At 69.7% G+C, this 22,959-nt stretch carries 21 protein-coding genes and 1 pseudogene; 15 read left to right on the top strand and 7 right to left on the bottom strand.

What is annotated here, in order from left to right:
* Positions 1 to 33 precede the first annotated feature (33 nt).
* From pth to O7608_RS31275, 4 genes are all read left to right on the top strand, one after another.
* Positions 34 to 621, top strand: coding sequence for an aminoacyl-tRNA hydrolase (gene pth / locus O7608_RS31290; RefSeq protein ID WP_289207959.1), 588 nt, complete (start codon positions 34 to 36; stop codon positions 619 to 621).
* A gap of 112 nt (positions 622 to 733) precedes the next feature.
* The gene (locus O7608_RS31285) at positions 734 to 1,567 is read left to right on the top strand and encodes a 3'(2'),5'-bisphosphate nucleotidase CysQ (protein ID WP_289207958.1); all 834 of its coding nucleotides are present in this window, start codon (positions 734 to 736) and stop codon (positions 1,565 to 1,567) included.
* 87 nt (positions 1,568 to 1,654) lie between these two features.
* Entirely contained in the window at positions 1,655 to 2,566 is a 912-nt protein-coding gene (cysD, locus tag O7608_RS31280; RefSeq protein ID WP_289207957.1) for a sulfate adenylyltransferase subunit CysD, read from the top strand.
* Positions 2,566 to 3,855: a sulfate adenylyltransferase subunit 1 gene (locus O7608_RS31275; RefSeq protein ID WP_289207956.1), complete on the top strand. Its 1,290-nt coding sequence runs from the start codon at positions 2,566 to 2,568 to the stop codon at positions 3,853 to 3,855. Before cysD ends, O7608_RS31275 begins: the two co-directional genes overlap by 1 nt.
* 58 nt (positions 3,856 to 3,913) lie before the next feature.
* On the opposite strand, the gene O7608_RS31270 is transcribed toward O7608_RS31275, so the two are convergent.
* Genes O7608_RS31270 through galE form a run of 3 tightly spaced genes read right to left on the bottom strand, consistent with a single transcriptional unit; the run spans position 3,914 to position 6,679 of the window.
* The gene (locus O7608_RS31270; protein WP_289207955.1) at positions 3,914 to 4,465 is read right to left on the bottom strand and encodes a hypothetical protein; all 552 of its coding nucleotides are present in this window, start codon (positions 4,463 to 4,465) and stop codon (positions 3,914 to 3,916) included.
* 43 nt (positions 4,466 to 4,508) lie between these two features.
* Positions 4,509 to 5,696, bottom strand: a complete 1,188-nt coding sequence (galK, locus tag O7608_RS31265) for a galactokinase (protein WP_289207954.1) — start codon at positions 5,694 to 5,696, stop codon at positions 4,509 to 4,511.
* The gene (gene galE, locus O7608_RS31260) at positions 5,693 to 6,679 is read right to left on the bottom strand and encodes a UDP-glucose 4-epimerase GalE (RefSeq protein WP_289207953.1); all 987 of its coding nucleotides are present in this window, start codon (positions 6,677 to 6,679) and stop codon (positions 5,693 to 5,695) included. The genes galK and galE overlap by 4 nt, the downstream gene beginning before the upstream one ends.
* Positions 6,680 to 6,867: 188 nt before the next feature.
* Between galE and trpS the strand changes: the two genes are divergently transcribed.
* The 4 genes and pseudogenes from trpS to O7608_RS31240 all read left to right on the top strand — a co-directional run bounded on the left by trpS (position 6,868) and on the right by O7608_RS31240 (position 9,905).
* A complete protein-coding gene (gene trpS / locus O7608_RS31255) occupies positions 6,868 to 7,893 on the top strand; it encodes a tryptophan--tRNA ligase (RefSeq protein WP_289207952.1) in 1,026 nt (341 codons plus the stop codon).
* Positions 7,894 to 7,895: 2 nt separating this feature from the next.
* On the top strand, positions 7,896 to 8,444 hold the full coding sequence (locus tag O7608_RS31250; RefSeq protein ID WP_421357652.1) for a 2'-5' RNA ligase family protein: 549 nt from the start codon (positions 7,896 to 7,898) through the stop codon (positions 8,442 to 8,444).
* Positions 8,445 to 8,522: 78 nt separating this feature from the next.
* Positions 8,523 to 9,458, top strand: a pseudogene (locus O7608_RS31245) (YhjD/YihY/BrkB family envelope integrity protein); the annotation flags it as partial.
* A 27-nt stretch (positions 9,459 to 9,485) separates the two neighbouring features.
* Positions 9,486 to 9,905, top strand: coding sequence for a hypothetical protein (locus O7608_RS31240; RefSeq protein ID WP_289211115.1), 420 nt, complete (start codon positions 9,486 to 9,488; stop codon positions 9,903 to 9,905).
* A gap of 220 nt (positions 9,906 to 10,125) precedes the next feature.
* Here O7608_RS31240 and O7608_RS31235 read toward each other — a convergent pair whose 3' ends face one another.
* Both O7608_RS31235 and O7608_RS31230 read right to left on the bottom strand, forming a co-directional pair.
* Positions 10,126 to 11,808, bottom strand: a complete 1,683-nt coding sequence (locus tag O7608_RS31235) for a glycoside hydrolase family 13 protein (RefSeq protein WP_289211114.1) — start codon at positions 11,806 to 11,808, stop codon at positions 10,126 to 10,128.
* A gap of 291 nt (positions 11,809 to 12,099) precedes the next feature.
* Positions 12,100 to 13,161: a LacI family DNA-binding transcriptional regulator gene (locus tag O7608_RS31230; RefSeq protein ID WP_289207951.1), complete on the bottom strand. Its 1,062-nt coding sequence runs from the start codon at positions 13,159 to 13,161 to the stop codon at positions 12,100 to 12,102.
* Positions 13,162 to 13,315: 154 nt separating this feature from the next.
* Between O7608_RS31230 and O7608_RS31225 the strand changes: the two genes are divergently transcribed.
* Genes O7608_RS31225 through O7608_RS31200 form a run of 6 tightly spaced genes read left to right on the top strand, consistent with a single transcriptional unit; the run spans position 13,316 to position 20,208 of the window.
* Complete coding sequence (locus tag O7608_RS31225) at positions 13,316 to 14,572, top strand: sugar ABC transporter substrate-binding protein (RefSeq protein WP_289207950.1); 1,257 nt, start codon at positions 13,316 to 13,318, stop codon at positions 14,570 to 14,572.
* Entirely contained in the window at positions 14,572 to 16,113 is a 1,542-nt protein-coding gene (locus tag O7608_RS31220; protein WP_289207949.1) for an ABC transporter permease subunit, read from the top strand. The genes O7608_RS31225 and O7608_RS31220 overlap by 1 nt, the downstream gene beginning before the upstream one ends.
* Positions 16,110 to 16,970 carry a sugar ABC transporter permease gene (locus O7608_RS31215; RefSeq protein ID WP_282225489.1) on the top strand — a complete coding sequence of 287 codons (861 nt, stop codon included), beginning with the start codon at positions 16,110 to 16,112 and terminating at the stop codon, positions 16,968 to 16,970. Before O7608_RS31220 ends, O7608_RS31215 begins: the two co-directional genes overlap by 4 nt.
* Positions 16,971 to 16,973: 3 nt before the next feature.
* Positions 16,974 to 18,821, top strand: coding sequence for a glycoside hydrolase family 13 protein (locus O7608_RS31210; protein ID WP_502959156.1), 1,848 nt, complete (start codon positions 16,974 to 16,976; stop codon positions 18,819 to 18,821).
* 53 nt (positions 18,822 to 18,874) lie between these two features.
* Complete coding sequence (locus O7608_RS31205) at positions 18,875 to 19,225, top strand: PadR family transcriptional regulator (protein WP_289207948.1); 351 nt, start codon at positions 18,875 to 18,877, stop codon at positions 19,223 to 19,225.
* Positions 19,222 to 20,208, top strand: a complete 987-nt coding sequence (locus O7608_RS31200; RefSeq protein ID WP_289207947.1) for a hypothetical protein — start codon at positions 19,222 to 19,224, stop codon at positions 20,206 to 20,208. Before O7608_RS31205 ends, O7608_RS31200 begins: the two co-directional genes overlap by 4 nt.
* Before the next feature lie 78 nt (positions 20,209 to 20,286).
* On the opposite strand, the gene O7608_RS31195 is transcribed toward O7608_RS31200, so the two are convergent.
* Both O7608_RS31195 and O7608_RS31190 read right to left on the bottom strand, forming a co-directional pair.
* Positions 20,287 to 20,883 carry a chymotrypsin family serine protease gene (locus O7608_RS31195; protein ID WP_289207946.1) on the bottom strand — a complete coding sequence of 199 codons (597 nt, stop codon included), beginning with the start codon at positions 20,881 to 20,883 and terminating at the stop codon, positions 20,287 to 20,289.
* Between the two features lie 18 nt (positions 20,884 to 20,901).
* Positions 20,902 to 21,417 carry a hypothetical protein gene (locus O7608_RS31190; protein WP_289207945.1) on the bottom strand — a complete coding sequence of 172 codons (516 nt, stop codon included), beginning with the start codon at positions 21,415 to 21,417 and terminating at the stop codon, positions 20,902 to 20,904.
* 487 nt (positions 21,418 to 21,904) lie between these two features.
* Here O7608_RS31190 and O7608_RS31185 point away from each other — a divergent pair, with 487 nt between their 5' ends.
* Positions 21,905 to 22,819 (top strand): alpha-amylase family glycosyl hydrolase, encoded by a 915-nt coding sequence (locus O7608_RS31185; RefSeq protein WP_289207944.1) that lies wholly within the window; start codon positions 21,905 to 21,907, stop codon positions 22,817 to 22,819.
* Positions 22,820 to 22,959 lie beyond the last annotated feature (140 nt).

Raw genomic sequence — 22,959 nt, 5'->3', positions numbered from 1 at the left:
AGCGCGGCGACGCCTTGATCCGTTTCGGGAGGTGTGGTGGAGACGGCACCCTGGCTGGTGGTCGGGCTCGGCAACCCCGGTAGGGAGTACGCCCGCAACCGGCACAACGTCGGTTTCATGGTGGCGGACCTGCTCGCCGGCCGGCTCGGCGTACGGCTGGGCCGGCACCGCCGGGCGGCGGCCGAGACCGGTGAGGGTCGGCTCGGCCTCGGCGGGCCGAAGCTGGTCCTAGCGAAGCCGCTGACCTACATGAACCTCTCCGGCGGGCCGGTCGCGTCGCTGGCCCAGTTCTACAAGGTGCCGGTCGATCAGATCGTGGCGGTTCACGACGAGCTCGACATCGACTACGGTCGGCTGCGGGCGAAGCAGGGCGGTGGTGAGGGCGGTCACAACGGGCTGCGCTCCATGTCCCGGTCGCTGGGCAGCAAGGAGTACCTGCGGGTCAGGTTCGGTATCGGGCGTCCGCCCGGCCGGCAGGACCCCGCCGACTACGTATTGTCGGATTTCTCGACAACTGAACGCAAGGAACTCGAATTTCTCGTCGATCGGGCCGCTGACCTGGTGGAAGCGGTGGTCGTCCGGGGTCTCGAGTGGGCCCAGAACACGTACCACAGCACGTGAAGGTTAGTCGTGGCGTTACATCTGGGCGGTTGGATCGTGAACCGGGCAGGACCCTGTCCGTGGACTGCGGGGGGAGAGCCCGGCGTCGCCGGGTAGGCAGAAGAGGAGCCAGATGAGCACGCCACCGGTAACCGACGCCGCGTTCGCCCGATGGCTCGCCGGACGCGCCGGCGAGTCGCTGCTGCAGGTCCGTCAGGAGCTGGGGTACGCCGACCCGGCCGCTCTCAAGGCGGCCGGTGACAAGGTTTCGCACGACCTGCTCCGCACCGAGCTGGCCCGCTGGCGCCCGGCGGACGCGGTGCTGTCGGAGGAGGACGACGGTTCCCGTCAGGCCCTGTCGGCGGAGGACTCCGCCGCCGCCGGCCCGTCGCGGCTGACCGCCGACCGGGTCTGGATCATCGATCCACTCGACGGCACCCGGGAGTTCTCCGAGGAGGGTCGCGCCGACTGGGCGGTGCACGTGGCGCTCTGGTCCCGCAACGGGTCCACGCCGCACCGGCTGGTCGCCGGGGCGGTCGGACTGCCGGCCCAGCACCGGACGATCAGCACCGAGCATCCGCCGCCGTACCCGCCGATGCCGGCCCCCGGCGCGGGTGGCGGCGCGATCCGGCTGGCCGCCAGCCGCAGCCGCCCGCCGGCGTTCGTCACGGCGCTCGCCGCCGACCTGGACGCCGAGCTGGTGCCGATGGGATCGGCCGGGGCGAAGATCGCCGCGGTGATCGCCGGTGACGCCGACGCCTACGTGCACGCCGGCGGCCAGTACGAATGGGACTCGGCCGCGCCGGTCGCCGTGGCGACCGCCACCGGCCTGCACGCCTCGCGGATCGACGGCACCCCGTTGCGGTACAACGAGGCCAACCCACGACTGCCGGATCTTGTGGTCTGTCGACGAGATCTTGCCAGCAAACTGCTCGCAGCGTTGCGGCAGCATCTGCAGGTATCCTGACCTCTGATCTCCAGCTTGCCAACCGGAAAGGTCTGGTATTCGGATGACCAAGCTTCGGACCGCCCGCCACGACCGGAGGTGGCTGTGATGAGTGGCGCCGCCGCGTACCGTGTCTCCCACCTCGACGCGCTGGAGTCGGAGAGCATCTTCGTCATGCGCGAGGTCGTCGCCGAACTGGAGCGCCCGGTGCTGCTCTTCTCCGGCGGCAAGGATTCGATCGTGATGCTGCGCCTGGCGCAGAAGGCGTTCGCTCCGGCCCGGATCCCGTTCCCGGTGATGCACGTCGACACCGGGCACAACTTCGCCGAGGTGCTCGACTACCGGGACCGCCGGGTCGACGAGCTCGGCCTGCAGCTGCTCGTGGCCAGCGTGCCGGAGGCGCTCGAGTCCGGCCTGGTCCGCGAGTCGCCCGACGGGATGCGTAACCGCATCCAGACGCCGGTGCTGCTGGCGGCGGTCGAGAAGTACCGGTTCGACGCCCTGTTCGGCGGGGCCCGCCGCGACGAGGAGAAGGCGCGGGCCAAGGAGCGGGTCTTCTCGTTCCGCGACGAGTTCGGCCAGTGGGACCCGAAGAACCAGCGGCCGGAGCTGTGGTCGCTGTACAACGGCCGGCACCACCCGGGCGAGTCGATCCGGGTCTTCCCGCTGTCGAACTGGACCGAGCTGGACGTCTGGCACTACATCGCCCGCGAGCAGATCGAGCTGCCGTCGATCTACTTCGCCCACGAGCGCGAGGTGATCGAACGCGACGGCATGCTGTACGCCGTCAACGAGTTCATCCAGCCCCGCTCCGGCGAGACCCCGTTCATCGAACAGGTCCGCTACCGTACGGTGGGTGACGCCTCCTGCACGGCGGCGGTGCGCTCCCCGGCGGACACCGTCGACAAGGTGATCGACGAGGTCGCCGCCACCCGGATCACCGAGCGCGGGGCGACCCGTGGCGACGACCGGGTCAGCGAGGCCGCCATGGAGGACCGCAAGCGGGAGGGCTACTTCTGATGACGGTGACGGCTGACGCCCCCACCACCCGGGCCATGGACCTGCTGCGGTTCGCCACCGCCGGCAGCGTCGACGACGGCAAGTCGACCCTGATCGGCCGGCTGCTCTACGACACCAAGTCGCTCTTCACCGACCAGCTGGAAGCGGTCGAGGCGGTCAGCGCGGCCCGGGGTGACGAGTACACCAACCTGGCGCTGCTCACCGACGGCCTGCGGGCCGAGCGGGAGCAGGGCATCACCATCGACGTGGCGTACCGCTACTTCGCCACCCCCCGGCGCAAGTTCATCATCGCCGACACCCCCGGGCACATCCAGTACACCCGCAACATGGTCACCGGTGCCTCCACCGCCGACCTGGCGCTGATCCTGGTCGACGCCCGTAAGGGTCTGGTCGAGCAGTCCCGCCGGCACGCGTTCCTCTGCTCGCTGCTGCGGGTGCCGCACCTGGTGCTCTGCGTCAACAAGATGGACCTGGTCGACTGGGACCAGTCGGTGTTCGAGTCGATCGCCGACGAGTTCACCACGTTCGCCGCCAAGCTGGAGGCGCCGGACCTGTCGGTCATCCCGATCTCCGCGCTGCACGGCGACAACATCGCCACCCGGTCGGAGAAGACCCCCTGGTACGAAGGCCCGTCGCTGCTGCACCACCTGGAGCACGTGCACATCGCCTCGGACCGCAACCTGGTCGACGTCCGGTTCCCGGTGCAGTACGTGATCCGGCCACAGTCGACGGTCGTCACCGACTACCGGGGCTACGCCGGGCAGGTCGCCTCCGGGGTGCTCAAGCCGGGCGACGAGATCATGGTGCTGCCGTCCGGGTTGACCAGCACCATCGCCAGCATCGAGACCGCCGACGGACCGGTCGACGAGGCGTTCCCGCCGATGTCGGTGACCGTACGCCTCACCGACGAACTGGACATCTCCCGTGGCGACCTGATCTGCCGGCCGCACAACGCGCCCACCCCGGCCCAGGACATCGAGGCGATGATCTGCTGGATGGACGAGTCACGGCCGCTGCAGGTCGGTGCGAAGTACGCGATCAAGCACACCACCCGCAGCGCCCGCGCCGTGGTCCGTGGCGTGCAGTACCGGCTGGACGTCAACAGTCTGCACCGCGACGAGACGGCCGGCCAGCTCGGCCTCAACGACATCGGCCGGGTCACGTTCCGCACCACGGTGCCGCTGCTGACCGACGAGTACCGGCGCAACCGCACCACCGGCGGGTTCATTCTGGTCGACGAGTCGACCAACCGGACCGCCGCCGCCGGCATGATCATCGAAGCCGGCTGACCAGGGCACCCCGGGCCGGGCCCGCCGTCACCGGGCGGGCCCGACCCGGCCCTTGGACTCACCAGCGGCCGTAGACCGGTGCGCGGCCGCCGGCCAGCGCGCTGAGCACCGCCACGATGTCGGCGCTGCGCCGGTCCAGCAGCATCGTCGGCACCATCAACCGGGCACCCGGCGGGACCGCCGGATGCGGGGTCTGCGCGTCGATGCAGATCAGATCCTCACACCAGGTACGCCGGACCAGCACCGCCGACACCGCGTCCCATGGCAACCAGACCGGGTTCACCCGGAAACTGCCGTTGGCCACCCACACCCCGGTCCGGTCGGCGGCCAGCACCGGGCCCCGGCCGGTGAACCGCCCGTGCCACAACGCCACCGTCACGGCCAGCACCGCGCCGAGCAGCAGCACCGGTACGCCGACCAGCGCGGCGGTGAACGCCCGGCCCACCTGCGCCTCCCGGGCGACCAGGTAGCCGACCCCGCCGAGGAGGCCGCCGGCCAGCAGCCAGCCGACGCCGGCCAGCGCGCCGGCGGTGGCCAGGAACCTCGACCCGTCGATCCGGACCAGGAACGGGGTGTCCCCGGACAGCCGGTCGGTCAACTGCTGCACCACGGGGCAACCTCCACCGTCGCCGGTCTACTGTGTTGCGGCGAGGTTAGTGGATCCGTTCGGCTCCGGCACAGGGCAGGGCGGTGAAGCTGACCGGTGTGGCGAAACCGTTGTCGGCGTACGCCGCCGTGACGGCGGCTGCCACCGGCCCGGCGGCGTCGGCATCGACCAGCGCCAACACGCAGCCGCCGAACCCGCCGCCGGTCATCCGGGCCCCGTACGCCCCGGCGGCCAGCGCCGCGGTCACCGCGACGTCCACCTCCGGCACGGTGATCTCGAAGTCGTCGCGCATCGAGGCGTGCGAGGCGGTCAGCAGCGGCCCGATCTCCCGGACCCGCCCGGAGTGCAGCAACGCGACGGTGTCGAGCACCCGCTGGTTCTCGGTCACCACGTGCCGTACCCGGCGGCGGACCGTGTCGTCGGGCAGCCGGTCCAGCGCCGCCGGCAGCGCGTCGACGCCGACGTCGCGCAACGCCGGTACGCCGAGCACCGTGGCAGCCTGCTCGCAGGCGGCCCGGCGGGCGGCGTACTCGCCGGAGACGTGCCGGTGCGGGGCCTGGGTGTCGACGACCAGGATGGCCAGCCCGGCGGCGGCCAGGTCGAACGGGATCTGTTCCACGTCGAGGGACCGGCAGTCCAGGAACAGGGCGTGCCCGGCCCGGCAGCGGATCGACGCCGACTGGTCCATGATCCCGCAGGGCACCCCGGCGTAGACGTTCTCCGCCCGCTGGGCCAGCGCCGGCCGTTTCTCGACCGGCAGCCGGTCGGTGCCGACACCGCCGAGGTCGGCCAGGGCGGTCAGCACCGCCGATTCCAGCGCGGCCGACGAGGACAGGCCGGCACCCAGCGGTACGTCGGAGGCGATCGCCAGCCGGGCGGCCGGTACGGCGTACCCGGCCTCGCGCAGCGCCCAGATCACTCCGGCGACGTAGCCGCCCCAGCCGTCGACGGCGCCGGGCCGGTCGGCGTCGGCGGCACTGATCACGATCTGCTCGTCGGACTGCTCCGACCAGACCGTCCAGCCCTGGTCCGTCTGCTCTGCCGGCTCGGCCTGCTCCGCCAGGCTCGCCGCGACGACGGTGCGGTGCGGCAGGGCGAACGGCAGCACGAAGCCGTCGTTGTAGTCGGTGTGTTCGCCGATCAGGTTGACCCGGCCCGGGGCGGCCCAGACCCCGGCCGGTGGGCCGCCGTACCGCCGGGTGAAGCCGTCGGTGGCGCGGCGGGCGACCGTCATGACCGCACCTGCCGGTACGGCAGGAACGCCCACGCGTCGGCGACCATCTCGGCCAGCGTCGGTTTCTGCGGACGCCAGCCGAGTTCGTCGTGGGCGCGGGCCGACGAGGCGACCAGCGTGGCCGGGTCGCCGGCGCGGCGCGGGGACATCTCCACCGGCACCGGGTGGCCGGTGACCTGCCGGACGACCTCGACGACCTCACGGTTGGAGAATCCGCTGCCGTTGCCCAGGTTGTAGATGCGGTGTTCGCCCGGGACAGCCGCGTCGAGGGCGAGCAGGTGGGCGCGGGCGAGGTCCTCGACGTGGATGTAGTCGCGCACGCAGGTGCCGTCCGGGGTCGGGTAGTCGTCGCCGAACAGTTGCAGCTTGTCACGGCGGCCGGCGGCGACCTCGAGGGCGATCGGGATCAGGTGGGTCTCCGGTTCGTGGCGTTCACCCAGCGCGGTGCCGTCGGGGCGCAGGCAGGCGCCGGCGACGTTGAAGTAGCGCAGCGACGTCGCGGCCAGCCCGTGCGCGGTGGCCTCGCTGGTCAGCGCCATGTCGACGGCGAGTTTCGTCGCACCGTACGGGTTGGTCGGGGCCTTGGTGGCGGACTCGGTGATCGGGATCTCGCTCGGGTTGCCGTAGACGGCGGCGGTGGAGGAGAAGACGAACCGACGTACCCCGGCGGCCCGGACGGCGTCGATCAGCGCCAGCGAGCCGACGGTGTTGTTGCGCCAGTGCCACTCGGGGTGGACCACCGACTCGCCGGCGGCGATCAGCGCGGCGAAGTGCAGCACACCGTCGAAGCCGGCGTCCGGGGTGAGCACCGTCGCCACGTCGTGCACGTCGGCCTCGACGAACGTCGCCTCGGGGGCGAGCGCCACCCGGTGCCCGGTACGCAGGTCGTCGAGCACCGTCACCTCGTGCCCGGCGTCGATCAGCAGCCGGGTCACCACGCTGCCGATGTAGCCGGCCCCGCCGGTTACCAGGAGTTTCACCATCGGTCCCTTCTCGCCAGGCCGTCCGCCCGGTATTCCATCACATTCAGCCACGATCCAACAGAGTCGAACATCCGACGCTGGTGGCACCCGGCTCGACCCACCCTGGCCGAGCCGGGCGAACCCGGCCGTACCCGACCCTGGCCGAGCCGGGCGAACCACGTACCACTGATGCTGTCAGAATTGTCGACATGTCCGAGCTCGCCTCCCGCCCCCGGGTGCTCTCCGGTATCCAGCCGACCGCCGACTCGTTCCACCTCGGCAACTACCTCGGCGCGGTCCGCAACTGGGTGGCGATGCAGGACAGCCACGACGCCTTCTACTGCGTCGTCGACCTGCACGCGATCACCGCCGGCCACGACCCGGCCGTGCTGCGCCAGCGGACCCGGGTGGCCGCCGCCCAGCTGCTCGCCGCAGGCCTGGACCCGGACCGCTGCACGCTGTTCGTCCAGTCGCAGGTGCCGCAGCACGCCCAGCTCGGCTGGGTGCTGAGCTGCATCACCGGGTTCGGCGAGGCGAACCGGATGACCCAGTTCAAGGACAAGTCGGTCAAGCAGGGCGCTGAACGGTCCAGCGTCGGGCTGTTCACGTACCCCATCCTGCAGGCCGCCGACATCCTGCTCTACCAGGCCGACGCGGTGCCGGTCGGCGAGGACCAGCGCCAGCACCTCGAACTCACCCGCGACCTGGCCCAGCGGTTCAACACCCGGTTCGGGGCCACCCTCACCGTGCCCGCGCCGTACATCGTCAAGGAAACCGCCAAGATCCTCGACCTGCAGGACCCGCACGCCAAGATGTCCAAATCGGCGTCGTCGCCGGCCGGCATCATCGACCTGCTGGAAGATCCGGCGCGCTCGGCGAAGAAGATCCGCTCGGCGGTCACCGACACCGGCCGGGAGATCCTCTACGATCCGGAGAACAAGCCCGGGATCAGCAACCTGCTGACCATCTACGCCGCGCTCACCGGCCGTGCGCTCGACGAGCTGACCGCCGCGTACGAGGGTCGCGGCTACGGGGACCTGAAGAAGGACCTGGCGGAGGTGGTGGTGGAGTTCGTCGCACCGATCCAGCAGCGCACCCGCAGCTACCTCGACGACCCGGCCCAGCTGGACAAGCTGCTCGCCGTCGGCGCGGAGAAGGCCCGTGCGGTCGCCGCCGGGACCCTCGCCACCGTGTACGACCGGGTCGGTTTCCTGCAACCGACGGGGACCCCCTGAACGTGACGGCGATCGGTGCGCCGCCGGCGCCGGGGCAGCTGCGGATCGGGGTCGCGATCGACATCCCGCAGCCCTGGGGTGAGCTGCTCACCCGGCGGCGTGCCGAGGCCGGGGACCCGGCGGCCGAGTACGTGCCGGCGCACATCACCCTGCTCGGCCCGACCGACATCGTCGAACAGCAGCTCGCGCAGGTCGAGGCGCACCTCGCGGCGGTGGCGGCGGCCCACCCGCCGTACCCGCTGCATCTGCGCGGCACCGGCACGTTCCGGCCGATCACCGACGTCGTCTTCGTCGCCGTCGCCGCCGGGATCAGCGAATGCGAGCTGATCGCCGCCGAGATCGGCTCGGTCGACGAGTTGGTCCGCAACAGCCCGTTCCCGTACCACCCGCACGTCACCGTCGCGCAGAACGTGCCGGCCGAGGCCCTCGACAAGGTCTACGACGACCTCGCCGGGTTCGAGGCGCAGTTCGACGTCGAAGGGTTCACCCTCTTCTCGCACAGCGGCGAAGGCCGCTGGCAGCCGCGCCGCGACTTCGCCCTCGGCGGCTGACCGCGCCTGACGGGCCTTTGCGGCCGGCTGACCGCGCCTGACGGCGCACCGGGCCCGCGATAGGCCAGGATGACGGGCGTGAACCTCATCGAGCGGGCCGAGGCCGCCGCCACCCGTGGCATCGACCGGGTCCGGGCCCGGTCCGCCCGCGTCGACCACGTGTGGCGGGCCGGCGAACGGTACAACGAGGTGCTCGCCGGGCGGCTGGCGGCGGCCATCGCCTACTACGGCTTCTTCGCCGTGTTCGCCCTCGGTCTGGTCGCCTACTGGGCGTTCGGCGCGATCGTGGAGGGCAACGCCGAGGTGGCCGCGGCGGTGGCCGACTTCCTGCTGCAGAACCTGCCGTTCCTCGACCTGACGCAGATTCAGCAGAACAGTGGCCGGGTCGGCGTCGTCGGCCTGGTGCTGCTCGGGCTCACCGGCATCGGCTGGGTCGAGGCGATCCGCTCGTCGCAGCGGCTGATCCACCGCCTCGACCAGCAGCCGGGTTACATCGGCGTACGGCAGGTGGTCGACCTGGTCGTGCTGGTCGGGGTGTTCCTGCTGCTCGGTGTCTCGGTCGGGGCGATCGACGCGCTGCGTTCGCTGCTGCGCTGGATCCTCGGCGAGCACTCGGTCGCCACCACCGTCTCCAGCACGCTGCTCGCCGTCGTGATCAACATGGTGCTGGCTGCCGCCCTGCTGGTCGTGGTGCCGCGGCTGCGGCTGGCGCCCCGACGGCTGGTCGTCCCGATCATCGGGGTGGCGCTGGGCATCACCGTGCTCAACACGGTGGGCCGGTTCTACGTGGTCCGGTTCGAGCGAAACCCCGCGTACACGGTGGTAGCCGGCGCCGTCGGTCTGTTGATCTACCTCTACCTGCTGAACCAGCTGCTGCTGTTCGGCGCGGCGCTCGCCGCGACCAGCCGACACGGCCGGGTCGTCGACGCCGCCGCCCCGGACCGCAGCGTGGCCGCCGCCGAGCCAGAAGCGGTCGCGCCAAAAGTGGTAAATAACCCGAAAACCACCGGCGGTACGCGGCGGGCCACGATGATCGGTCGCGTGGGTGCACTAGTCACGCTGGAACTGCCGGACGACTCGCCGGCGCACACGATGCCGTGGATCATCACGTTCGGCCCGCTGGGCGAGCAGGACGGCGACTGGGAGCCGGTGGTGTGCGGACCCTACGAGCGGGCACACGCCCTCGCGCTGGCCGAGACCGTGGTGGCCGACGAGGAGCTGATGGCCGTCGTCGAACCGCTGCTGACCCTGGTCACCGTCGAGGAGATCCGGGCCGAGATCGCCGCCACCCAGGCGGCCGGTCAGGAAGAGGCCGGCGAGTACGACGACCTCGAAGACCTGGTCGGTGGCGCCGACGCCGAGCCGGAGGAACGGCACGTGGAGCCCTCGCCGCCGCCGTCACCCGACGACGTACGGGCCGGCATGGCCCGCATCGCCGGCATCCTGACCAACCTGAACTGAGCTGCGGTGACCGTGCCGCGGTCACCTGCGCGTGCCGTACCCGCGTCGGGCCCGGACACGGTGATGCCCCGGGGCCGTTTCCCGCCCCGGGGCATCAGTCACCACCTTCGCCCCCCACCACAAGGGGTTCCACTGCCCAGTCGCCCGGCGGCGATACCAGCTCGACGAACGACCAGGTTCTACTCGATGCTTACCCGGTTCCCGGTGCGCTAAACCGTGTTCAGCGCGGCGAGAACCAGGCGGCGGCATCGATCGGCAGTACCGGCACCCCGTCCGGCCCGGTCGACACCGGTGCGCTGGCGAGCAGCACCGCGCCGTACCCGGGGACCGAGACCGGGGCACCGCTGAGGTTGACCACACAGACCAGCCCGGCCGCATCGTCGCCCGGACCGCCGTCGGCGGACCTGGCGTCGTCACCGCGTTGGAACGCCAGCACGCCCGGCTCGGTCTCCAGCCAGGTCAGCCCGGTGCCGTCGCCGGCCGGGGCGTCGCGCAGCGCCGGGTGCTCGGCCCGGATGGCGAGGGCCCGCCGGTACAGCTCCAGCGTCGAGTCCGGGTCGCCGGCCTGGGCCTGCGCGGTCAGCGGCGCCCAGCCGGCCGGGGCCGGCAGCCAGGATTCGACCGAGCCGGCCGGCCCGAAGCCGTACGGCGGGGTGTCGCCGCTCCACGGCAGCGGCACCCGGCAGCCGTCGCGGCTGCGCCCGGTACGGCTGAACGCCGGGTCCTGGCGCAGGTGGTCGGGCAGGTCGAGAACCTCCGGCAGGCCCAACTCCTCACCCTGATAGAGGTAGGTGCTGCCGGGCAGGGCGAACATCAGCAGCGCGGCGGCGCGGGCCCGGCGCAGCCCGACCTCACCGTCGCCGTACCGGGTGACGTGCCGCTGCTTGTCGTGGTTGGACAGCACCCAGGTGGTCGGCGCGCCGACGATCGACGCCTCGGCGAGCGCGGTGTCGATCACCTTGTGGAACGAGTCGGCCGACCAGGTGGCGTCGAGGAAGTCGAAGTTGAACGCCTGGTGCAGCTCGTCGGGGCCGATGTAGCGGGCCAGCCGCTGCGGGGTCTCCGCCCACGCTTCGGCGACGGCCATCCGTCCGCCGGGGTAGCTGTCCAGGATCGGCCGCCAGGCGCGGTAGATGTCGTGCACCTCGTCCTGGTCGAAGTACGGCAGCCGGCCCTTGCCGAGCAGTTCGATCTGCCGGCGGCCGGTGGTGGCCGAGGTCCAGCCGATGTCCGGCAGCCCGTCGGCCTTGATCATCCCGTGGGCGACGTCGATCCGGAACCCGTCGACGCCGCGATCGAGCCAGAAGCGCAGGATCTGCTCGAACTCGGCGCGGACCTCGGGGTGGCGCCAGTTGAGGTCGGGTTGCGCCGGGTCGAACAGGTGCAGGTACCACTGGCCGTCGGGCAGCCGGGTCCAGGCCGGCCCGCCGAAGATCGACTCCCAGTCGTTCGGCGGCTCGTCGCCGTTGGCGCCGCGGCCGTCGCGGAACATGTACCGGTCGCGCTCCGCCGATCCGGGCGCGGCGGCGAGCGCCGCGACGAACCACGGGTGTACGTCGGACGTGTGGTTCGGCACGATGTCGACGATGATCCGCAGGCCGAGCGCGTGCGCGTCGGTGATCATCTCGTCGAAGTCGGTGAGGTCGCCGAACATCGGGTCCACTTGGCGGTAGTCGGCGACGTCGTAGCCGCCGTCGACCATCGGGGAGCGGTAGAACGGCGTCAGCCAGAGCGCGTCGACGCCAAGCTCCCGCAGGTACGGCAGGCGGCTGCGGATGCCCTGCAGGTCACCGATGCCGTCGCCGTCGGAGTCGGCGAAGCTGCGTACGTACACCTGGTAGACGGCGGCGGTCCGCCACCAGTCGTCCCTGGCGGTGCGCGGGTTGGCCTGGGCAGGATCGATCGTCACGGGGTCCCCGTCCTGTCGGTGTGCGTGCTGGCCTCGCCGTTGAGTCAGCGTGGAGCGGAGCAGTGCTGGGCTCGCTATCGAGTCAGCGTGCTGCGGGTGCTGGGCTCGCTATCGAGGATGCCTGCCCGCTCCTGCAAGAGTCAAGCAACCCTTGCGCAAGGAAGCTCACCCCCTCATCCCGCCCCGTCCACCCCTCCATGATCACCGCGATCTTGCACTTATCGTGAGACAAAGTGGACATATCTTCTCGATAACTGCAAGATCGTCGCGATCATGGGCGGTGGGTCAGGGGGTGGCGGGGGCGGTGAGCGCGGCGGCGGCGAGGTGGGTGACCTGGGGGGCGATGCCGGTGGAGCCTCGGGAGACCAGTTCGGGGCGGAACACGTACTCCGAGTTGGGGGCGGCGTGCCCGTTGATCTCGTCGACCAGGGCCCTTACCGCCGCCACCGCCATCGCGATCACCGGCTGGCGCAGCGTGGTCAGCGGCGGATCGGTGAACGCCATCAGCGGCGAGTCGTCGTAGCCGACCACCGACACGTCACCCGGCACCGACAGGCCACGCTGCCGGGCGGCCCGGATCGCGCCGAGCGCCATCAGGTCGGAGCCGCAGGCGATGCCGGTGACGCCCTTGTCCAGCAGCCGGTTCGCCGCCGCCTTGCCACCCTCCACACCGAACAGTGACAATGCGATCAGCTCGTCGATCTCGGCGTCGGTCGCACCGACCAGCCGGTGCATCGCCGCCCGGAACCCGGCGACCTTGCGCTGCACCGGCAGGAACCGGTCCGGCCCGGTGATCAGCCCGATCCGCCGGTGGCCGAGCGAGACCAGGTGGGCCACGGCCAGCTCACCGGCTTCCCGGTCGTCGCAGGAGACGAAGGGGGCCTCGATGCCCTCGGCGTACCCGTTGATCAGCACGATCGGCAGCGGCCGGGCGATCAGTTTGCGGTAGCGCTCGTGGTCGGCGGCGGTGTCGGCGTGCAGGCCGGAGACGAAGACGATGCCGGCGACCTGGCGGTCCAGCAGCATCTCCACGTACTCGTCCTCGGTGACCCCGCCGGGGGTCTGGGTGCAGAGCACCGGGGTGTAGCCGGACTGGGCCAGCGCGGACTCGATGGTCTGCGCGAACGCCGGGAAGATCGGGTTGTCCAGCTCCGGCACCACCAGGCCGACCAGGCCGGCGCTGCGTTTGCGCAGCCGGGCCGGGCGTTCGTAGCCGAGGACGTCGAGCGCGGTCAGCACCGCCTGGCGGGTCTCCGCAGCCACCCCGGGGCGGTCGTTGAGCACCCGGGACACCGTGGCCTCGCTGACTTCGGCCTGGCGGGCGATGTCGGACAGTCGTGCGCGCATGGCCTCCACGGTAGCGCACCGGCAAGTTCTTGCGACGGTCCCTGCAAGCTCTTCCATTGCCTGCAACGTCTTGCTAACGTCCCGGCAACACACGACGAAACCAGTGCCGTGATCGCGGCACCGTACTGCAATAACTTCCAGGACAGGAGTCCCGATGCGCGTCCGTACCACGTCGGTGGCCGCCGGGCTGGCCGCCGTGCTCGCGCTGGCCGCCGCCGGCTGCGGCAGCAGCGACGGCGAACCCGCCACCACCGACAGCCCCGACGCCGCCGCCGGCGGCACCCTGGTCATCTGGGCCGACGACAAGCGCAGCGCCGCCCTCGCCCCGTTCGCCGAGAAGTTCGGCGCCGACAACGGCGTCACCGTCGAGGTCCAGGCCATCAGCAAGGACCAGCAGACTACCTTCGTCACCGCCTCGCAGCAGGGCAGCGGCCCGGACGTGATGGTCGGCGCGCACGACTGGATCGGCAACCTGGTGCAGAACGGCGCCATCGAGCCGGTCCAGCTCACCGGCGACCAGACCGCCGGCTTCGCCGAGGTCGCCATCCAGGCGGTCACCTTCAACGGCCAGGTCTACGGCGTCCCGTACGCGATGGAGAACGTCGCCCTGATCCGCAACACCGCGCTCGCCCCCGACGCCCCCGCCACCATCGAAGACCTGGTCGCCACCGGCGAGCGGCTCAAGGCCGACGGCAAGGTCTCGGAGATCCTCTGCCTGCAGGTCGGCCAGAACGGCGACGCCTACCACCTGTACCCGCTCTACACCTCGGCCGGCGGCAGCCTGTTCGGCACCACCGCCGAAGGCGACTACGACCCGACGCAGCTCGGCGTCGGCACCCCGGAGTCGATCGCCGCGTTCGAGAAGATCGCCACGCTGGGCGAGAAGGGCAAAGGCGCGCTGAAGCGCTCCATCACCCCGGAGAACTCGATCGCCACCTTCACCAGCGGCAAATGCGCCTTCCTGGTCTCCGGGCCGTGGGCGATCACCGACGCCAAGGGCGCTGACATCGCGTACGACATCAGCCCGGTCCCCGGCTTCGCCGGTGGGGCCGAAGCGCAGCCGTTCGTCGGCGTGCAGACCTTCTACGTCGCCGCGAAGGGCACCAACAAGGCGCTGGCGCAGGAGTTCGTCGCCAACTACACCACCCAGACCGACCTGGCCGTCGCCCTCTACGAGGCCGAGCCGCGCCCGCCGGCGCTGACCGCCGCCCTCGACCAGGTCGCCGGGGCCGACCCGGACCTGGCGAAGTTCCAGCAGGCCGGGCAGGGCGGCGCGGTGCTGCCGGCGATCCCCGAGATGGCCGCCATCTGGGACCCGTTCGGCAAGGCCGAGGCCGCGATCGTCGGCGGTGCCGACGTGGCGAGCACGATGACCGCCGCCGGTCAGACGATCGCCGAACAGATCAAGTAATGCGAACCACCGGAGCCGGCGGTCTGCTGGCCAAGGCGCTGCTGCTCGGCCTGGTCGCGGCGATCGCGATCTGGGCGGCGTTCCCGCTGATCGCCGCCGAGGCGTGGGTCGGGCTGGGCATCCTGGTCGTCACGACCGCCGGCATCGGCTACCTCTACCTGGGTCGGCGACACGTGCCGGCGAAGTACCTGATCCCCGGCACCCTGTTCCTGATCGCCTTCCAGATTTTCCCGGTGCTCTACACCGCCTCCACCGCGTTCACCAACTTCGGCGACGGACACCGGGGCAGCAAGACTGAGGCGATCGCGGCCATCCAGGCCACGTCGGTGGTCCAGGTGCCAGGATCCATCGAGTACGCGATGACTGTCGCCACGGTCGGCGACGCCGCCACCGGTGACCTGGTGCTGCTGGTCGTCGACCCGGCCGACGGGGTCGTCTACGCCGGTGACGAGTCCGGGTTGACCGAGCTGCCGGCCGGCGACGTCACCGTCACCGACGCCGGCAAGGTGACGGCGGCCGACGGGTTCACGCTGCTCAACGCCGGTCAGGCCAGCGCCCGCAGTCAGGAGATCACCGACCTGGCGGTGCCGACCGACGACGGGGCGATCCGCTCCATCGGGCTGTCGAGGGCGTACGAAGGGGTCGCGGTCCGGGCGTACGACGATGATTGTGATTGTGTGACCGACACCGTGACGGGCACGGTGTGGACGGCCGACGACGACGCCGGCTCGTTCGTCTCCGCCGACGGCGACCGGCTGCTGCAAGGTTGGCGGGTCGGCGTCGGCCTGGACAACTTCACCCGCGTCCTGACCGACCGCAGCATCTCCGGGCCGTTCCTCGGCACCCTGGTCTGGAACTTCGCCTTCGCGATCGGCTCCACCGGCGGCACGTTCGTCCTAGGGCTGCTCTGCGCCCTGGCGCTGCACTCCGACCGGGTGCGGGGGCGCAACCTCTACCGGGTGCTGCTGATCCTGCCGTACGCGATGCCGTCGTTCGCGATGCTGCTGGTCTGGCGGGACATGTTCAACACCGACTTCGGGCTGATCAACCAGTTCTTCGGGTTGACTGTGGACTGGTTCGGGCAGGACTGGTCGGCCCGGCTGGCGGTGATCGGCGTACAGCTGTGGCTCGGGTATCCGTACATGTTCCTGGTCGCCACCGGCGCGTTGCAGGCCATCCCGAAGGAGCTGACCGAGGCCAGCTCGATCGACGGCGCGAACCCGTGGCAGGCGTTCCGCCGGGTGACGTTGCCGCTGCTGCTGGTGGCGTTGACGCCGCTGCTGATCGCCTCGTTCGCGTTCAACTTCAACAACTTCAACGCGATCTATCTGACGACCGAGGGTGGGCCGTTCCCGGCGGACAACCCGAGCGTCGGCGCGACGGACCTGCTGATCACCTACACGTACCGGTTGGCGTTCGGCGCGGCCGGCGCGCAGTACGGCTTCGCCGCCGCCATCTCGATCTTCATTTTCACGCTCGTCGCGGTGATCTCCGCGGTCAGCTTCCGGCGCACCCGGCAACAGGAAGAGGTGTACGGATGAAGCAGCGCTCGCTGACCCGTTGGCTGGGTCGGGTCGGCTGGCGGCACCTGGTGGCGCTGCTGGCCGTGGCGTTCTCGCTGTTCCCGATCGTGTTCGTGCTGTCGGCGGCGGTGAACCCGCTGGGCACCCTGTCGTCGACCGACCTGTTCCCGACCGGGGCGTCAGGCAACAACTTCCGCCGGCTGTTCGCCGACACGTCGTTCGGCCGCTGGTTCGGCAACTCGCTGCTGATCGCCGGGCTGGCGTCGTTCGCGTCGGTGTTCCTGTCGTCGCTGGCGGCGTACGCCTTCTCCCGGATGCGGTTCCGGGGCCGCCGCGTCGGTCTGCTGTCGCTGCTGCTGATCCAGATGTTTCCGCAGTTCCTGGCGATCGTCGCGATCTTCCTGATCTTCTCGACGATCACCGACCTGTGGCCGACGATCGGGTTCAACACCCCGTGGGGGCTGATGCTGCTCTACCTCGGCGGCGCGCTCGGGGTGAACACCTGGCTGATGAAAGGCTTCTTCGACACGCTGCCGAGGGAGTTGGACGAGTCGGCCACCATGGACGGGGCGTCGCACGCCCAGGTGTTCTTCCGGATCATGCTGCCGCTGGTGGCGCCGATCCTGGCGGTCACCGGGCTGCTGGCGTTCATCAACACCATCAACGAGTTCCTGATCGCCAACGTCTTCCTCACCAACCCGGAGGCGAAGACGCTGGCGGTCGGCATGTACGGCCTGGTGGCGGGGGAGCGGAACAACAACTTCGGGATCTTCGCCGCCGGCACCCTGCTGACGGCGATCCCGACGGTGCTGGTGTTTCAGCTGCTCAGCCGCTACATCGTTTCCGGTCTCACCTCCGGGTCTGTGAAGGGTTAGCTTGTGGGTCAGCTGTTCGAGGCGCATCACGACGGATCGTCGTTGTATGCGCCGGGTGCCGCCGCCGGGGTAAACCTGGGTGATCGGGTGTCGGTCTTCGTCCGGGTGCCGGCGGGTGCGCGGCCGGTCGACAATCTGTGGGTACGCTCCACAGCCGACGGTGAGCCGCGCTTCACCGAGGCGGTGGTCGACCGGCAAGACTCGAATGGGGACGTGTGGTGGCGGGGCGAGGTGGAGGCCCGTAACCCGGTCACGCCGTACCGTTTCCTGCTGGCCGGGGGTGGGCGGCGCTGGTTGACCGGGGTCGGCGAGGTCGACCACGACGTGCCGGACGCCACCGACTTCCGGCTCGTCACCCACGATGCGCCGCCGGCCTGGGCCGCCGACGCGGTGATCTACCAGATCTTCCCGGACCGGTTCGCCCGGTCGGCTGCCGCTGACGGGCGGGAGCTGCCGGAGTGGGCGATCCGATGCGACTGGGACACCCCGGTCGTCGGGCGCGGGCCGGAAACGCCGGCCCAGTTCTACGGCGGTGACCTGGACGGCATCCGGGAGCGGCTCGACCACCTGGAGCGGCTCGGCGTCAACACCGTCTACCTGACGCCGATCTTCCCGGCCCGGTCCAACCACCGGTACGACGCCGCCGCGTTCGACCACGTCGACCCGCTGCTCGGCGGGGACGAGGCACTGGCACGGCTGTCGGCGGCGGTGCACGCTCGCGGCTGGCGGCTGCTCGGCGACATCACCAGCAACCACACCGGCGACGCCCACCCGTGGTTCACCGCCGCCGTGTCGGACGTAACCTCGGCGGAGCGGGAGCTGTACTACTTCGGCGACAACGGTGATTATGAGTCGTGGCTGGGCGTGAAGTCGCTGCCGAAACTCAACTGGGGCAGCGCCGAGCTGCGGAGACGCTTCGTCGACGGGTCATCGTCGGTGGCGCGGCGGTGGCTGCTGCCGCCGTACGGGTTGGACGGTTGGCGGATCGACGTGGCCAACATGACCGGCCGGCGCGGTGCCGACGCGCTCACCCTGGAGGTGGCAGCGTTGCTGCGCCGGGCGGTCGTCGAGACGCGGTCGGACGGGCTGATCGTCGCCGAGCACGGGCACGACTTCACCCGTGACCTGGACGCCGATGGTTGGCACGGCACGATGAACTACGCCGGGTTCACCCGGCCGGTGTGGAGCTGGCTGCGGTCACCGACGCAGGATTTGCCGGACTTCCTCGGCGTACCGGGTGGGGTGCCGGCCCGGTCCGGGTCGGCGGCGTTGGCGACGATGCGCGCCTTCGGGGCGTTGGTGTCGTGGCGGTCGTTGGTGCATTCGTGGCAGCTGCTCGGCTCGCATGATTCGGCCCGGATCCGCACGGTGGTCGGGGACGCGGCGCGGCAGGAGGTGGCGGCCGGGTTGCAGTTCACGCTGCCGGGGACGCCGATGGTGTTCGCCGGGGATGAGTTGGGGTTGCGGGGGGAGAACGGGGAGGGTTCGCGGACGCCGATGCCGTGGGACCGGCCGGGCTCGTGGGATGGGGCGACGTTCGGGGTGTACCGGGCGTTGGTGGCGTTGCGTCGGGAGGTGCCGGAGCTGCGGCACGGCGGGCTGCGGTGGGTGTACGTCGATGACGACGCCCTGGTCTATCTGCGGGAGTCGCCGTCCGGGTCGGTGTTGGCGTTGGCCCGGCGGGCGTCGGGTGCTCCGGTGCGGTTGTCCGGTCTGGTGGCCCCGCCGTCCGCTGCCGCTCCGGACCTGGTCAACCTGTACGGCGGCGCACCACCGCTACGCCCGGCCGCCGACGGCACCCTGACCCTGCCCGCCGCCGGCCCCACCTTCCAACTCTGGCACCTCCCCTGACCCGTGGACTCCGAGATCCTTGTATATTCATCTGAGATGTATATGCTCAACGCATGAAAATCGGCGAACCGGCGTTCCTGGTGATGACCGCGCTGGCGGACCGGCAGCTGTACGGCTACGCGCTGATCGAAGAGGTGCGCCAGATCTCTGGCGACCTAGTGCACCTGAAGGCGGGCTCGTTGTACGCGATCCTTGACCGGCTACGCGCGGAAGGGTTGGTGGAGGTAGCTGCTGAGGAAGTGGTCAACTCGCGGCTGCGCCGCTACTACCGGCTCAGCGGTGCTGGCGCCCAACGGCTTGCTGAAGAGTCCGAACGCATGCAACGACAAGCTCGAACTGCGACCACGCGACTGCAGGCGCGCCCTCGACCTGCTGCTCCGGGCGTCGCTGGATCGTTAGCGTGAGCCGGGCGTTAGAGCGCCGCTACCAGCGGCTGCTGCAGTGGTACCCGCCTGAATTTCGTGAGCAGTACGGTGCAGAGATCCTTGGCGTTTTGATGGACGGTGCCGAACCCGGGCAGTCCCGCCCTCGGCTCGGAGAGGTGGTCGATGTGGTACAGGCTGCGATCATGCGGCGGATGGGGGCCGTTCGCACCGCGACCGGCGCGGGTGCATGGCTCCCTGCAGCGGCAGCCGTCGGTACGCTCGCTGCAGTTCTGGTGCTAGCTCGTCAGGCTCGCCCTGCCGTTGAAGGGGGCGTCTGGTCTTGGCGGTTTGCTGAACAGGCTCCAATCACCGTCATCGGCACCGTTGGCTGGGCGCGACTAGCCGGATGGTTGCTGATAGTTGTAGCTCTGGCCGTAGGAAAGCGATCTGTCGCTGCGGCAGTGGCGGGTATGGCAGTCGTGGCCGAGCTCGCGATGCTGGTCATCGGTGTCGGTGACCCGTCTGGAGCCGGGTGGCAGTTGCTTCTCGCCGCTGTGGTCGCCGTCCTGCTGGCTGGTTCGTTTCTGCAGGGAACGGAGCAAGATCGGCTTTCGGCTCGGACCTGGATAGCAGCGGCCGTTGCGGGGGTCTGCACTGCACTGAGCGCCACGTTGGAGCCTATCCTGGCGAGACAGTCCGGAGCCTTTGTGGAGGTCGGGACTCAGTTGGAGGTAAACCTCGCAATCGGCACTGCATCGATGATCTTGCTGCTCAGCGTAGTCACAGTGCTGACGTTGCCGGTGGTCCAACGCGGCAGGGCCCTAGTATTGCTGGCAACCGTCGTGGTGCTGCTAGCGACAGCGCTGCTGCTTGGCTATGACAATGCGTTATCAACCGTGATGCCTCAGGCTGCTCTGACTGGTTCCCCTGCAGCGGCACTCGTGGTGGCCGCAGCCGTTGCCGCGACAGTGCTCGCAGCCGGGATTTTCGTCATTCGCGCTAAGGAGCGAATCGGCAGTTAAGGTCATGGCCCGGTACCCCGCTCAGGGGTACCGGGCCATGATAGATACGGCTACATCATCAGGGTTCCCCGCCAAGCGTTACGGAGTTCGCGGGTATCCATTGTACAGGCGGATAACGTCGGCCCAGTCCTGGAAATACATGGTGGAGCCGCCACCGGCAGACACTACTCCCTTCGCTCGCACGCCGGTGCTGCCGATAAGAGTAAAGACCGGTCCGCCACTGTCGCCGGCACGTGCTGCGGTATTTCCAGACGTCTGTGTAGTGCGGATCAGGCCCCTGATTGTATAGCCGCAGTCGCCGTCGGAATCCGGACTGGAACAGCTCACGACAATATTCGTACTGCTGCCAGTGCGCAGATCGCATATAACACCACTGGCGGCACCCGACTGGCATACCAGTTCGTTGGCTGCATGGTAGCCCCACCCGTTGACGGTCTTGTAGTTGCTCGTCGTCGGACCTCCGTCGAACATTCGATAGAAGCCAGGCGTGTCGATGAGGATCAAGTCATACTCCCAGGACTCTCCCGTTACGCCACCCATCAGGTTGAAGGTCGTGCCCGAACCGCCCGCAAAAACGCCCTGGTAGGCAACGTCCGGGGCTGTTGCGCAATGGGCGGAGGTTAGTATCCAGGTGCGGGAGTATGCGTTGATCCCGAATCCGGTGGTGCAACTCATCCGATGGTCGCTGCCCCGCTAGGACTCCCAGCGTCCGCCACCGTTCCAGGGTGAGGTATCCGCCACTCTGCTGGCGAGGATATTAACCTCCTCAGTAGCGGTGCTGACGGTCACGGGAACTGACAGGGAAAGCCCGCTGAGGATTGTGGATATATCTGTCAACGTAGATTGATTTGTCGTGCGCAAAATCCGCCGCTCCGCATCAACTGGAAGGCGCTCAACGTCCAGTCCCGTACCGTCATACCGCATCCCTACTGACTGCAAATTGCCGCCTGCTCTGGCGTTGGCGTCGCTGATAGCTGCTGCGTCGGCCTCCATTTCGGCCAACGAGTAGGGAGCAGACTTGATTTCGACGGGACCAAGACGACGGGCCGAGGCGATCGCGCCCTCCATGCGAGCCGTCGGTGTTCCGCTGTAGTAAAGGGCTAACCCGTCACCTTCGAAGGAGATCGACGTAAACCCAGCGGCCGGCTCCGCTAAATGGGCTTCGTACAGCTCGGATACCGCCGGCTGCAGCGCGTTCTGGCGAAGCATTATATCGAGTGTTTCTGGGTCTAGGTTCTCGGTTGATTGTGCGTCTGGCGAAACGGAGTCTTCCTGTTTCTCGTCACCCGCGTTGGCTGGGGCGGCGGCCAGTAGGAGCGCAAGTAGCGCTGCAAAAGCGACAGCGCCTCGGCTGTAGCTTCTTCGGCGGTCGTGGTTTCCTGTGTGGTTGGAGGGGTTCAAAGGGTTCCTCTCGCCAGGGCGCATTCGCCGCAGGGGTGGACCAAGTCCACAGGTGACAATCGATGCTACAGCTCAAGAGCAGACCAGTGAAGGCTGCGAATGTCGGACCTTGCCACCTGCGAGGTCAGGCACGGCCCTGATGCCTCCCCGCAGGCATCCCGGGCTGCTCGAATGATCCGCAGACGGGACTTTACGTATATATCGGGGTAAGAGTTGTATTTAGTTTCGAACCCAGACTTCTCGGCACTTCTTCTGTGCTGAGCTGCGGAGACGCTTCGTCGACGGGTCATCGTCGGTGGCGCGGCGGTGGCTGCTGCCGCCGTACGGGTTGGACGGTTGGCGGATCGACGTGGCCAACATGACCGGCCGGCGCGGTGCCGACGCGCTCACCCTGGAGGTGGCAGCGTTGCTGCGCCGGGCGGTCGTCGAGACGCGGTCGGACGGGCTGATCGTCGCCGAGCACGGGCACGACTTCACCCGTGACCTGGACGCCGATGGTTGGCACGGCACGATGAACTACGCCGGGTTCACCCGGCCGGTGTGGAGCTGGCTGCGGTCACCGACGCAGGATTTGCCGGACTTCCTCGGCGTACCGGGTGGGGTGCCGGCCCGGTCCGGGTCGGCGGCGTTGGCGACGATGCGCGCCTTCGGGGCGTTGGTGTCGTGGCGGTCGTTGGTGCATTCGTGGCAGCTGCTCGGCTCGCATGATTCGGCCCGGATCCGCACGGTGGTCGGGGACGCGGCGCGGCAGGAGGTGGCGGCCGGGTTGCAGTTCACGCTGCCGGGGACGCCGATGGTGTTCGCCGGGGATGAGTTGGGGTTGCGGGGGGAGAACGGGGAGGGTTCGCGGACGCCGATGCCGTGGGACCGGCCGGGCTCGTGGGATGGGGCGACGTTCGGGGTGTACCGGGCGTTGGTGGCGTTGCGTCGGGAGGTGCCGGAGCTGCGGCACGGCGGGCTGCGGTGGGTGTACGTCGATGACGACGCCCTGGTCTATCTGCGGGAGTCGCCGTCCGGGTCGGTGTTGGCGTTGGCCCGGCGGGCGTCGGGTGCTCCGGTGCGCCTGTCCGGTCTGGTGGCCCCGCCGTCCGCTGCTGCTCCGGCCCTGGTCAACCTGTACGGCGGCGCACCACCGCTGCGCCCGGCCGCCGACGGCACCCTGACCCTGCCCGCCGCCGGCCCCACCTTCCAACTCTGGCGCCTCCCCTGACGCTGCGCCCTGCCCGGTGAACGCCACTAGTACTCCAGCCGGGGATGTTGACCTTGGCTGAGCTGCGGTCTGGTGCGGTGCGGGAACGGGTGCAGCCACCGTCGATCATGGGCGGTTGTGTGGACTGACCATGACGCGGC

The organism is Solwaraspora sp. WMMA2056, from assembly GCF_030345095.1.
In the GTDB taxonomy this organism is placed as follows: domain Bacteria; phylum Actinomycetota; class Actinomycetes; order Mycobacteriales; family Micromonosporaceae; genus Micromonospora_E.
The sequence above is the reverse complement of the archived record's forward strand: the minus strand, read 5'-3'. Positions and strand labels throughout refer to the sequence as shown.